This is a genomic window from Streptomyces sp. NRRL F-5122, assembly GCF_001507435.1.
GTDB classification, from domain to species: Bacteria; Actinomycetota; Actinomycetes; order Streptomycetales; family Streptomycetaceae; genus Streptomyces; species Streptomyces lannensis.
Genome location: NZ_LMWH01000234.1, coordinates 87,274 through 99,045, shown reverse-complemented (window position 1 = coordinate 99,045; position 11,772 = coordinate 87,274). Strand labels below are relative to the sequence as shown.

Genomic DNA, 11,772 nt, shown 5'->3' with positions numbered 1-11,772 from the left:
CCGAGGGCGCGCGCCCTTGCCCCGTCGGCAGATCGCTCGCCGGACCTCAGTCGGCCCAGGGCTGATGGGATCGCTTCCGGCCGAACGGGGTACACGGAGGAGCCGTGTGCGCTGTCTTCGCCTTCCGACGCTTCAGGGCGCGCTGTGATGCCACCAGCCCCCCAAGCACCACGGGGCGATCGGGGCGCCGGACCGGCGGGCGTAAGGGAATGAGGAACAGTGAGATCAGTCAGAACCGTGGCACATGAGCTGCCCGTGCGACTCGTCGTGTCGCACGAGATGTCGATGGAGATGTTCGCAGGCCTTTGGTACGAGGCGGACGATCCGTATGCCGTGCGTGCCGCCTTCTATCCCGTGGACCGGAGCGGAAGGGTCGAGTGGTGCCTCAGCCGCGAGATGCTGGTCCAGGCCTTGAGCGAGCACACAGGGCATGGCGACGTCCGGATGTGGCCGGCCGGTGGCTCGGGTCGCGATGCGCTGTACATCTCTCTTCGTTCCCCGCGGGGCTCCGCTCTGCTCGAACTCCCCGCACAGGGCGTGGAATCCTTCCTGCGTGAGACGTGGTCCCTGGTACCGCTGGGGACGGAGTCGGAGCGGCTCGACCTGGACGGCGAGCTTGCGCAGCTGCTGGCAGGAAGCTGAATGTCGCTCCCTGGATGACGAGCTCCCCCGGAGCGTGTGGGTCCTGCGGCCGATCGTGCCACCCGGCCCTTTGTGTGGCCGGAGTCATCCGAAGTCCACACGATGTCGAAGCCTCCTTCGCCCCCCTCGACGAACTTTCCCCGCGCCGTGGACGTGCGTCCGGCGTCGGGCAATTGCGCCGCCTCGTGGACACCGGACGCATGGGATGCGCGGTCATGTCCGGTCGGCGTCACATCGTTTTCGACCGGAGTCCGGCGCTGAGGGCCGGGCCGACGGCGAGACCGGTGTGCGGAAGGCCGACGCCGGGCTCCTGGGCGAGGCGGTGCAGCGGACCTCGCGGACCCGCCCGGCCGTGGCTCCCGTACTCGGGCACGGCTTCTGGAACGCAATGTCGCATCGGTGCGCAGCGCCGGTGCCATGTCCTCACCAAGACGTCCCGGACCCGACGGGCGTCGTCGACACAAAGCCAACCGCCGTGTTCAAAACCCACTTCCCCCTTACCGATCCGCGCTGACGACGACGTACAAGCCATCGCCGTGACGGCAGAACTCGTCTTGGAAGTCCACTCGTCCGCACCCGCCGGACTGTCGCCGGAACCTGTCCGCTCGAGCAGTTCTCGCGGAGCCGGGTGACGTGCGAAGGTGAGGCTCGAGAGCGCAAGGTCCCGCCCGGCATTCAGCTCGGCACGGTCATTCGGATGCCTCCGCTGAGACGGGTCCCTCCCGGAGCACACCCGGGGCCGACGGCGTCTTTCGCGGGGTCGGGTCCCGGCCGGAAACGGGCTGCTCGTCCCCATCGGCAGTGGGGTCCGCCACGAAGAGGCCGAGACGGTAGGTGGTCGGCTGAGTCAGGCGCCCGCACAACTTTTCCATGCGTACGGCCGTCCAGTCGATCCGCTGGTCCGACTCACGCACCGGTGGATACGGGCGCGCCACTCCGACTCGTCCGGGTCTCGAAGAGAATGTCCCAGTGGCCCGCACCGGTCGCGAAACGAGCGGCGGCTGCTGCCTCGTGCTGTCGACGTTTCCCTTTGCGCTGCCCTGGCATCGGATCAGCATCGCCGGATCGCATGCAGGCAGCAAGGTGATGACTCGTACGGACCGACAGGACCGTACTGATCACATGTCACAAAGAGGTTGCCGCCCGCCCGATGTATCGGCGCGGACGGTCACGCCTCTTCGTGGCACTCGCCGCATTCCTCTTCGGGACACTCGACGGTGGTCAGCATCTGCTCGACCTGGCGGGCGGTCAGTGGGGGTTCCGGCAGTTCCTCGTGGGAGCAGTCGGCACGGAAGGCGTCGAGCATCAGGTGCAGATGGCGACGCCAAGCCTTGGGCGCCACGGTACGGGTGGCCTGGATGATCCCGGCCTGCGACCAGATCACGAAGGCGAGGTCTTCCGGGGTGACGTCTTCGCGGAGCACACCCTGCTCCTGGGCGTTACGGAAGATCTGGGCGCCCAGTTCCTTCGCGCGTGCGTCCATGTTCCGGCTGATCGCGTGGGTGGGCAGCCGGGCCGAGATCAGGTCGTTGAAGGCCCGGTCGCAGGCCTGGAGCTCACACAGCTTCTCCAGGTAGTGGCAGAACCCTCGCCAGGCGTCGTCCATGCCCGCGGCATCCTCGGCCGCGACGAGCAGGTCCGTGAACTTCGCTGTGAAGAGCTCTTCGATCAGATCGAGGCGGCTGGGGAAGTGTCGGTAAAGCGTTCCGATCGCGACGCCGGCCTCGCGGGCCACGCCCTCCAGAGAGGCGCCCAGGCCCTGTTCTGCGAAGGCCTTACGGGCGGCGCACACGATCGCGTCCCTGTTGCGCTGCGCGTCACGGCGCAGCGGCTTGGCCGACGCCTGGGACGCGGACAGGACGGTTCGCTGGCTCATGCACCGAGCGTAACATGAGGGACCCCTCGAAATAGGGGGACTGTGACCTTGTAGACACCGTGACCTGCAGCGCTCCGCCGGCACGACGACGGGGCGCGCACCTGTTGCGGCGCGCCCCGTCGCAGGGCGAAGCCTCAGGTCGCGGGAGCGGATGCCCGCGGCCCTCGCTGCTTGAGTTGTTCGGCGACGTTGGTGAGCAGTTCGTCGGACAGGTCGGCGTCTGCGACCGCCCGTGACATGAGGACCGCGCCCACCAGCGCGCTGAGGGTGAGCATCGCCTCGGCGCGGGTCTCCTCGGAGTCCTCGTCGAGCCCGGCGATCAGGTCCAAATAGGTGCGGACCTGGTGTTCGTAGGGCTCCTTGAAGTGCTCGTCACCGCGGCCGGCGGCGGCACCCAGGGTGACCAGGGCGCATCCGGTGGCGGGGGAGTCGCGGTGCTGCTGCCCGAGATAGGCGTCGATGAGACCGGTCCGTGGCTCCTGCTTGTTCTTGCGCGCGGCGCGCTCCATCTTCGCCGAGCCCTCGGCCAGGGCCAGGCTCGCGGCCTGGGCGATCAGATCCTCGCGCGAGGTGAAGTGTTTGTAGAAGCCGCCGTGGGTCAGTCCGGCTTCCTTCATGAGGTCCGCGATGCCCGGTCGGGTGACGCCCTCCGCGCGCACCTTGCGGGCCGCTATGCGGAGCACCCGCTCGCGGGACGCCGCCTTCTCCGCCTGTGAGTGCCCCATGCCGGGCCTCCCTCCGAGAAATGGCGCAGACGCCTGAAGAGATTTAGATGATGCACATCATACACATGGGTTTGAAGTTTGGACTGAGCTGCTGATATTTGACTTCCAGGATGATGGGAGTAATCCTCATTTCTGGATGCTACTCATCATCCAGATTTTGAGGAGAGACCATGTCCGAGACCTACGACCCGCGCCGCACGGCGGTTCTGCTCGTCGACCCCTTCAACGACTTCCTGTCCGAGGGAGGCAAGATCTGGCCGCGGTTGCAGGCCCAGGCCGAGGAGGTCGGTCTGCTGCACAATCTGCGCTCGGTCGTCGCCTCCGCCCGCGAGGCCGGTGTGCAGGTGCTGTTCGTCCCGCACCGCCGCTGGGAGCCGGGGGACTACGAGACCTGGGACCATCCCAACCCCACCCAGCGCAGCATCATGAAGACGCACAGCTTCGCTCGCGGGAGCTGGGGCGGGGAGTTCCACAGCGACTTCCAGCCGCAGCCGGGTGACGTCGTCGTCCAGGAGCACTGGGGGCAGAGCGGGTTCGCCAACACCGACCTGGACTTCCAGCTCAAGCAGCACGGCATCAGCCACGTGGTGCTTGTCGGCCTGCTGGCCAACACCTGCATCGAGTCCACGGGCCGCTTCGCGATGGAACTCGGCTACCACGTGACACTGGTCCGCGACGCCACGGCCGCCTTCCGGCCCGAGATGATGCAGGCCGCGCACGAACTGAACGGCCCCACGTTCGCCCACGCGATCCTCGGCACGGGAGAGCTCGTCGCCGCCATCGAGGGAGGCAAGGCGTGACGCTGACCGGAGAACTCCTGATAGGGGCAGCCGCCGTGCCCGCCTCGGCAGGCACGATGAAGGCGCTCAACCCGGCCACCGGAGAGCTGATCGAGCCCGAGTTCGCCTTCGGCGGTCACGCCGAGGTCGACCGCGCCGTTCGTCTCGCCGACGAGGCCTTCGACAGCTACAGCCACACCGGCCTGGCCGAACGGGCCGCGTTCCTCGACCTCGTCGCGGACAAGCTCGAGGCGGTCAAGGGTGAACTCGCCGCACGCACCTCGGTGGAGACCGGTCTGCCCGCGGCCCAGTTCGAGGGCGAGACCATTCGGACGGCCGCGGTGTTCCGCAAGTTCGCCACCGTGGTCCGCCAGGGGCGGTTCCTCCAGGCGACCATCGACCCCGCCCAGCCGGACCGGCAACCCGCACCACGCGTGGACCACCGGATGCAGAAGGTGGCCCTCGGTCCTGTGGCGATCTTCGGCGCGAGCAACTTCCCGATCTCCTACTCGGTGGCGGGCGGCGACACTGTCTCCGCCCTGGCCGCCGGCTGCCCCGTTGTCCTCAAGGCCCACAACGCCCATCCGGGCGCCTCCGAGATCGCCGGTCGCGCCATCCAGCAGGCCGTCGCGGAGGCGGGACTGCACGAAGGCGTCTTCTCGCTGGTCCGGGGTCCTGGCAACGAGATCGGTGAGGCCCTGGTGGATCACCCCCTGGTCCGTGCGGTCACCTTCACCGGTTCCGAGGCCGGCGGCATGGCTCTCTTCCGCCGCGCCCAGCAACGCCCCGACCCCATCCCCGTGTTCACCGAGATGACCAGCGTCAACCCGACCTTCGTCCTGCCGGCCGCAGCCGCGGCCCGCGGTGCGGAGATCGGCGCGGGCCTGGCCCAGCGCGCGCAGTACAACGTCGGGCAGGCCTGCCTGAAGCCGGCCGTCCTGCTGGGCGTCGACGGCCCCGGCTTCGAGGAGATGCGCGACGCGGCGCGGGCCGAGGTGGAGAAGGTGGCGGCGCGGACCATGCTCACACCCGGTATCCACGACGCCTACACGCGCAACGTCCAGCGGCTGGAGGACAGCGGTGCCACGCGTATCGGCGCAGGCCCGGATCCGATCCGCGCATGGGACGGTCAGTCCCTGTTGTACGAGGTGAGCGGTGATCAACTGCTGGCCGACCCCGCCCTTCGCGAGGAGGTCTTCGGCCCCGCCGTCCTGCTGGTCCGGCTGACCGGTCTCGAGCAGCTCTTCGAGGCTGCCCGCGCCTTCCGTGGGCAGCTCTCGGCCACCATGCACGCCGACCAGCCCGATCACGCCGCCGCGGCACGGCTCGTGCCCATCCTGGAGCGCCGTACCGGCCGCATCGTGGTCAACACCTTCTCCATCCCCCAGGAGGTGTCCTACGCCTCCGTCCACGGTGGGCCGTTCCCCGCGACGTCGGACAGCCGGTTCACCTCCGTCGGAATGAGCGCGATCGAGCGGTTCCTGCGCCCGGTCACCTACCAGGGATTCCCGGACGAACTGCTGCCGAGCCCGCTGCGCGAGGCCAACATGCTGCACCTGTGGCGGCTCGTCGACGGCGAACTCACCCGCGACTGACGCCGCTCCCCGTCCCGATCACCGAACAGGGCCCGTCCCGGCGCCGGCGTCCCCGCGCGCCGGTGCCGGGCGGTGCCCCCGCTCACCCCCGTGTCCCCGTGAAGGGCCCCATGACCCCGCCGTCCCCCGCCCCGGCCATGAAGCGCGGCACCATCCCCGTCTTCGCCGTCGCCACCGCCATCACCGTCGCCAACATCTACTTCACCCAGCCGCTCCTCGAGCGGATCGCCCTGGACCTCGGTGTCTCCTCCACGGCCGCTGGAGGTGTCGCCACGGCCGGCCAGATCGGCTACGCCCTGGGCATCGTCGCGATCGTCCCCCTCGCCGACCGTGCCCCGCTGCGCAGCGTCTCCCGAATCCTGCTTGCCGTCACCGCGATCGCCCTGCTCGCCGGAGCGCTGGCCCCCTCGATCGCGCTGTTGAGCCTTGCGACCCTCGTCCTGTCGACGACCACCGTGGTCCCGCAGATCATCATGCCCACCGTCGCCTCGCTGGCTGCCAAGGGCCAGGCGGGCCGAGCCCTGGGGGCCGTCGGCACCGGACTGACCCTGGGCGCTCTGCTCTCCCGCACCGTCTCGGGAGCCCTCTCCCAGGCGACCGGAACATGGCGCGCCGACTATTTCGCCGCCGCGCTCGTCACGGCCTGCCTCCTGTTCGTCCTGCCTCGATACATGCCGGAGCGCGGTGCGAACACCGGTAAGGACACGACCGGTTACCTGAAACTGCTCGCGTCCATGCCCCCGCTCGTCCTCCGCCACCCCTCCCTGCGCCTGTCCGCTCTCCTCGGCGCGGGGGTCTACGGCGCCTTCTCGTCGTTCTGGGCCACCCTTGCCTTCCACCTGTCCCAGAAGCCGCTGGAACTCGGACCGGCCGCGGCGGGGCTGTTCGGTCTCAGCAGCGTCCCGGGCGCCCTGGCGGCCCGTTACTCCGGAAGGCTCAGCGACCGCTACGGCCCCGACACCGTCAACGTCATCGCCCTGGCCTCCGCCACGACCGCCTTCCTCGTCTTCCTGCTCGACGGCGACTCGCTTGCGGCCCTCGTCATCGGATGCAATCTGCTGGGCTACGGCACCACAAGCGCTCAGATAGCCAACCAGACCCGGATCTTCGCAGGGCCCGTGGCGGTACGGGCCAGGCTGAACACCCTCTACATGTTCTCCCTGTTCGCGAGCGCCGCGGTCGGCTCCGCCCTCGCCGTCGCGCTCTTCGAGAGCCACGGCTGGACGGCGGTGGCCTTGGAGGGGATGGCCTTCCTCGCCATCGCGGCACTCATCCTCACGGTCCACGCCGTCAACCGGCACGGCCCCCCTGAGGGCCCGGGGACCCGACGTGCCTCCCCTGCCGCACACCCCGAGCCCGCCGTGAGCGAACACCGGTAGGCGACCCACGACCCGCGGAAGAAAGGAACACCCCCATGGCCACCCTCCGCCCGACACACACCGACGGCGAACGTCAGGCCTGCGAAGCGGTGCGCAGACGGCTGATCGGCGCATGGACACTCGTGTCCTACACCGCGACGAGCGCCGACGGACACGTCATCCACCCGCTCGGCCCCGCACCGCAGGGACTGATCGTCTATACCGCCGACGGTTACATGTCGGCCCAGTTGAGCCGTGGCGACCGTCCGGCCACAGGCTCCGAACGTCTCGAGGACACCCCGCCGGAGGAGTTGGCCCGGGCGGCGGTGACCTATATCGCCTACGGAGGCACCTTCGACGTCGTGGACCCGACCACCGTCGAACACCACGTCACCACCAGCCTGTTCCCCGATTGGGTGGGCCGGCCCCAGGTGCGGAAGCTGACGTTCGACGACACACGCCTGAAGCTCGGCCTGGCCACCCCCGTGCGCATGTGGGGCGGGTACCGCACGGCGGAACTGACATGGCGGAAGCCGTACTGAGTGTCCTGCCCCGACCGTCCCGGCCCACCGGCGACCTCGAGCACCGCAGCATCAGGTGCTCCGGTCTGCCGGGCGCCGGACCTCCCCCGGAGTGGCCGACGGGTCACTCCCGGTCCAGCGCTCCCGCCTTGCCTGTCCGGAGGGGACGTTGGCAGCCGTGGGGATGACGTACGGCCGGTTGCCGCGAGCCCAGGTCGTCGAGGGATCGGGGCACTGCGCCACTCCGGGATGCGGCGGCCGAGGCGTGGGGGCTGCCGGAGTTGAGCGGGCGAGGGCTCGGGGCGCGGGCGGAACACCGTCCGCGCCCGCCACATGTCGGATGCGATCCACGACCGCGGCGTCCTGGTCGTCACGTCGGCGGTCGGGGGGCAGGCGTCAGGTGCGCATGCACCGCAGCGCGAGGGCCGCGATGTCGTCGTCGAGCACTCCGTCGCTGTAGCGGAGCAGGTCCCGGTGCAGCCGGTCGAGCAACCCGCCGGGCGGCGTCGGCCGCTGCTGCCGCAGCCAGTCCGGCAGGGGGAAGAAGTCGCCGTCGCGGTTGCGGGTCTCCGTCACGCCGTCGGTGTAGAGCAGCAGTTGATCGCCCGGCACGAAGGCCAAGGTGTCGACGTAGTAGCGGTTCCCGACCAGCGGGCCCAGATTCAGGGGCGGTGAGACGCTGGTGGGCTCGGCGACGCGGACCTCTCCGCAGTGGACCAGCAGCGGCGGGGGATGGCCGCAGTTCAGGAGTCTGACGCAGTCGCCGTCGTAGGGGATCTCGGCGATGAGCGCGGTGGCGAAGTGCTCGGGCAGGTGCTGGGTGGGGAACGCCACGCCGTGGCGGGTGATACAGGTCTCGAGACGGTGGACGATGCTCGTCAAGTCGGGCTGGTCGTAGGCGTTCTCCCGGAAGCAGTTGATCAGCGCAGAGGCCGCGCCCACCGCGGACAGCCCCTTGCCGCGGACGTCGCCGATGAGCAGCCGGATCCCGTACGGCGTCTCGGCCGCCTCGTAGAAGTCGCCTCCGATCCGGGCCTGTTCCTGGGCTGCCAGATACAGCGACTCGATCGCGACGTCCCGGATGCGGTTCGGCAGCGGTCGCAGCAGGACCTGTTGGGCCGTGTCGGCGACGAGCCGGACCTGGACGAGTGTCTCCTCCCTCTGCAACCGAAGATGGCTCGCATAGGCGGCTGCCAAGGTGACCGCGACGATCGCCGCACCCGTGTAGGGCGTCCCGAGATCGGAGTAGAGGAAGCTGAGCCCGATCATGACCAGCAGACAGCAGACTCCCAGAAGCACCGTCGCGAACACGGACCACATCGAGGCGGCGAGCGCGGGCGCCGCGGGCAACAGGCGGCTGATGGCGATCTCCCTCGGCGTGGAGAACGCGAGGCTCGCGATGAGGACGGTGACGATCACCGGGGACAGCAGCGCGGATCCTCGCCGTCTCGCTCGCTGAGGACGACGATGTGGGAGCCTTCCTGTCCTGATCACAAAATGCACCCTATAGGGATGAACCAGGCATAGAGTGGCGATGTCCGGTGCCGTTGCCGTGATGCCGCGGCGAATGCGGCACCCCGCGGCCGCTCAGGTGGCGGAGTGTGCCGAGGCGCCGGCCTGTGTGTAGGCCTGCCACGGGGTGAGGGGCCCGTGACGGCCCACCCCGCAGACGACGACGGTCTCCAGCGGTTCACCGCAGTCGCGGTGCCGGACCTCGAGTGGTGGTCCTTCCGGGTCCGCGGTGTAGTGGTCGCCCCACTGCTTCAGCGCGATCATGACGGGCCACAGGTCCCAGCCCTTGCGGGTGAGCCGGTACTCGTGGCGCGTGCGGCGACCGGGCTCCCGGTAGGGGACGGTCTCCAGGATCCCGGCACCGACGAGGGTGCGCAGTCGGTCGGCGAGCACGGCCTCGGAGAGTCCCACATGCCGTCGGAAGTCGTCGAAGCGGCGCACGCCGTTCATGGCGTCGCGCAGCACCAGGAGGGACCACTTCTCCCCGATCAGGTCGAGGGTGCGCTGCACCGTGCAGTTCTCGGTGCTGGTCTCGAGCCACGTCATGGGGCCATCGTAAGCTGACTTCGACATTGACATCCAGGCGTGTGCATAGCTAGCTTCGAACATGGAAGTCAGCTGACGAGGAGACACATATGAGCAGGTCACGCACGTTCGAGTGGGAGGACCCGAGGGTCTCCGCAGCCGCCGTCGGGCAGCAGAGCGGTCTCGACTTCCTCCGCAGCGTGATCAGTGGACGCCTGCCCGCACCGCCCATCGCCGCGACACTCGGCTTCACCCTGGAGCAGGTGGAGTTGGGCAGTGCCGTCTTCGCACTCGAACCGGGGGAGGAGCACTACAACCCCATCGGCAGCGTCCACGGCGGCGTCTACGCCACCCTCCTCGACTCGGCCGCCGGCTGCGCCGTGCAGTCCGTCCTCCCGGCAGGCATGGGCTACACCTCGCTCGACCTGAACCTGAAGTTCCTGCGCCCCATCACCGTCGACACGGGCAAGGTCCGCGCCGTCGGCAGCGTCCTCAACCAGGGTCGGCGCACCGCTCTCGCCCAGGCCGAGCTCTTCGACTCCAACGACCGCCTGCTTGCGCACGCGACCAGCAGCTGCATGCTGTTCCCTGTCCCCGCCGCATAGGGCCGACAGGCCTGCGGGCCGTACAGGTTTTTTGAGGATTCCCGGACCGGATGTGTGCCGCGCAGCACGGTGAAGCAGTTCACAGGGACGAGCCCCAGCCATCGACGTTCGGGGTACGCGTACGCAAGTCCCGCCGCCCACCGTGCCCCGACCCGTCGACCCGTCGACCCAGGCTGCCGTGAACGGACCCGGCGGAGCCTGAGAAGCGGTCGGCGGTCCTGACAACTTCCTGAAGAGTGCCGCTCAGGGTGGTGATCGGCATCCTTCCGCCGGTGTGGCCGGGCGAGCGGAGACCCCGGGCCGCGCGCGCCGGGGCCGCGCGTCCGGCGGCGCGCGGCATCCCGACGTATCCCGGAGTCCCACCCATGCGCCACACCCGTGCCGTCCCGGCCGTCGCCGCCCTGTCCGTCACTGCCCTGCTGCTCACGGGCTGCAGCGCCGGAGGCCCCGAGGCGACCAAGGCATCGCCCTCGGCCGGCGGCGCGTCCCGACCTCCGGTGGCCCTCACATTGAATGCCTCGGACGGCCAGAAGCACGTGTCCGTCATGCGGGGCGGACGGGTCCGGGTCACCGGCGGCAGCATCACCCGGGTCTCGCTGACCACCGCGGACGGGGACCCGGTGCCCGGCGTCCCCTCCGCGGACGGGAGGAGTTGGGCACCCAGGTCCCCGCTTCGGCACGACACCTCCTACCGGTTGACCGCCACCGCCGCGGACGGCCACGGACACACGGTGAGTCGGCGGATCGCGTTCACCACACTCGCCGAGGGCGACCGCTACCTTGCGACGCACGTTCCGGAGAACGGGTCCACCGTCGGTGTGGGCATGCCCGTCTCCTTCACCTTCGACCGGCCTGTGAGGGACAGGAAGGCGGTGGAGTCGGCCTTTCGCATCACCACCGGCAGCGGACAGACGGTCGTCGGGCACTGGTTCGGGGACCGGCGCCTGGACTTCCGGCCCGAGCAGTACTGGGAGGCAGACTCGGACGTCACGGTCAAGATCGGCCTCGACGGGGTCAAGGCGGCGCCCGGAGCCTACGGCGAGCAGGAACAGACCATCCACTTCCACGTCGGCCGCCGACAGGTCTCGACCGTGGACGCGAGCGCGCACACGATGCGCGTGGAGCGCGACGGGGCGCTGCTGCGGACGATCCCGATCACGCCGGGCGCGCCCGGCAGGACCACATGGAACGGACAGATGGTCATATCCGAGAAGCTGCGTACGACCCGCATGAACGGTGCCACGGTGGGCTTTGCCGGGGAGTACGACATCCCCGACGTCCCGCACGCGATGCGGCTGTCCTCCTCCGGCACCTTCGTGCACGGCAGCTACTGGGGTCCCGACTCGGTGTTCGGGCACGAGAACATCAGCCATGGCTGTGTGGGGCTCAACGACATCAAGGGCGGCGGCGACCAGGGTCAGGACGCGGCCTGGTTCTACGACCACTCCCTGGTGGGCGATGTGGTCGTGGTCAGGAACTCGAACGACCGGACCATCGCCCCGGACAACGGTCTCAACGGCTGGAACATGTCGTGGAGTCAGTGGCAGGCCGGTTCGGCGCTCTGAGTGCGCGCTGGCCCGGGCGGGCCGCTCCGTCCGCCACGGGCTCGGTCCCGGCCGGGCGCACCGACCGGG

Annotated in this window: 11 protein-coding genes; 7 read left to right on the top strand and 4 right to left on the bottom strand. The window is 69.5% G+C overall.

Annotated features, from left to right (window positions below; translation table 11 throughout):
- Positions 1-219: 219 nt before the first annotated feature.
- On the top strand, positions 220-642 hold the full coding sequence (locus ADL25_RS24145; RefSeq protein WP_147317824.1) for an SsgA family sporulation/cell division regulator: 423 nt from the start codon (positions 220-222) through the stop codon (positions 640-642).
- 1,168 nt (positions 643-1,810) lie between these two features.
- Here ADL25_RS24145 and ADL25_RS24135 read toward each other — a convergent pair.
- Together ADL25_RS24135 and ADL25_RS24130 are read right to left on the bottom strand one after the other, a co-directional pair.
- Complete coding sequence (locus ADL25_RS24135; RefSeq protein ID WP_059129895.1) at positions 1,811-2,518, bottom strand: TetR/AcrR family transcriptional regulator; 708 nt, start codon at positions 2,516-2,518, stop codon at positions 1,811-1,813.
- Positions 2,519-2,652: 134 nt separating this feature from the next.
- Positions 2,653-3,243, bottom strand: coding sequence for a TetR/AcrR family transcriptional regulator (locus tag ADL25_RS24130; RefSeq protein ID WP_059129894.1), 591 nt, complete (start codon positions 3,241-3,243; stop codon positions 2,653-2,655).
- 170 nt (positions 3,244-3,413) lie between these two features.
- Between ADL25_RS24130 and ADL25_RS24125 the strand changes: the two genes are divergently transcribed.
- The 4 genes from ADL25_RS24125 (at position 3,414) to ADL25_RS24110 (ending at position 7,517) form a co-directional block, all read left to right on the top strand.
- Positions 3,414-4,043, top strand: a complete 630-nt coding sequence (locus ADL25_RS24125; protein WP_059129893.1) for an isochorismatase family cysteine hydrolase — start codon at positions 3,414-3,416, stop codon at positions 4,041-4,043.
- The gene (locus ADL25_RS24120; RefSeq protein ID WP_059129892.1) at positions 4,040-5,617 is read left to right on the top strand and encodes an aldehyde dehydrogenase (NADP(+)); all 1,578 of its coding nucleotides are present in this window, start codon (positions 4,040-4,042) and stop codon (positions 5,615-5,617) included. Before ADL25_RS24125 ends, ADL25_RS24120 begins: the two co-directional genes overlap by 4 nt.
- Before the next feature lie 110 nt (positions 5,618-5,727).
- Positions 5,728-6,996: an MFS transporter gene (locus tag ADL25_RS24115; RefSeq protein WP_063805732.1), complete on the top strand. Its 1,269-nt coding sequence runs from the start codon at positions 5,728-5,730 to the stop codon at positions 6,994-6,996.
- A 35-nt stretch (positions 6,997-7,031) separates the two neighbouring features.
- Positions 7,032-7,517: a lipocalin-like domain-containing protein gene (locus ADL25_RS24110; RefSeq protein ID WP_059129891.1), complete on the top strand. Its 486-nt coding sequence runs from the start codon at positions 7,032-7,034 to the stop codon at positions 7,515-7,517.
- A gap of 375 nt (positions 7,518-7,892) precedes the next feature.
- On the opposite strand, the gene ADL25_RS24105 is transcribed toward ADL25_RS24110, so the two are convergent.
- Positions 7,893-8,915, bottom strand: a complete 1,023-nt coding sequence (locus tag ADL25_RS24105; RefSeq protein WP_059129890.1) for a PP2C family protein-serine/threonine phosphatase — start codon at positions 8,913-8,915, stop codon at positions 7,893-7,895.
- A 168-nt stretch (positions 8,916-9,083) separates the two neighbouring features.
- On the bottom strand, positions 9,084-9,554 hold the full coding sequence (locus ADL25_RS24100) for a winged helix-turn-helix transcriptional regulator (protein ID WP_059129889.1): 471 nt from the start codon (positions 9,552-9,554) through the stop codon (positions 9,084-9,086).
- Positions 9,555-9,643: 89 nt separating this feature from the next.
- On the opposite strand from ADL25_RS24100, the gene ADL25_RS24095 reads away from it, so the two are divergent.
- A complete protein-coding gene (locus ADL25_RS24095) occupies positions 9,644-10,138 on the top strand; it encodes a PaaI family thioesterase (RefSeq protein ID WP_059129888.1) in 495 nt (164 codons plus the stop codon).
- Positions 10,139-10,503: 365 nt separating this feature from the next.
- On the top strand, positions 10,504-11,703 hold the full coding sequence (locus ADL25_RS24090; protein WP_059129887.1) for a L,D-transpeptidase: 1,200 nt from the start codon (positions 10,504-10,506) through the stop codon (positions 11,701-11,703).
- Positions 11,704-11,772: the final 69 nt, after the last annotated feature.

Bases quoted from the DNA above. Each gene is read 5' to 3' on its own strand.
- ADL25_RS24135 (WP_059129895.1), bottom strand. From the start codon at position 2,518: ATGAGCCAGCGAACCGTCCTGTCCGCGTCCCAGGCGTCGGCCAAGCCG.
- ADL25_RS24100 (WP_059129889.1), bottom strand. From the start codon at position 9,554: ATGACGTGGCTCGAGACCAGCACCGAGAACTGCACGGTGCAGCGCACC.
- ADL25_RS24110 (WP_059129891.1), top strand. From the start codon at position 7,032: ATGGCCACCCTCCGCCCGACACACACCGACGGCGAACGTCAGGCCTGC.
- ADL25_RS24095 (WP_059129888.1), top strand. From the start codon at position 9,644: ATGAGCAGGTCACGCACGTTCGAGTGGGAGGACCCGAGGGTCTCCGCA.
- ADL25_RS24090 (WP_059129887.1), top strand. From the start codon at position 10,504: ATGCGCCACACCCGTGCCGTCCCGGCCGTCGCCGCCCTGTCCGTCACT.
- ADL25_RS24115 (WP_063805732.1), top strand. From the start codon at position 5,728: ATGACCCCGCCGTCCCCCGCCCCGGCCATGAAGCGCGGCACCATCCCC.
- ADL25_RS24125 (WP_059129893.1), top strand. From the start codon at position 3,414: ATGTCCGAGACCTACGACCCGCGCCGCACGGCGGTTCTGCTCGTCGAC.
- ADL25_RS24130 (WP_059129894.1), bottom strand. From the start codon at position 3,243: ATGGGGCACTCACAGGCGGAGAAGGCGGCGTCCCGCGAGCGGGTGCTC.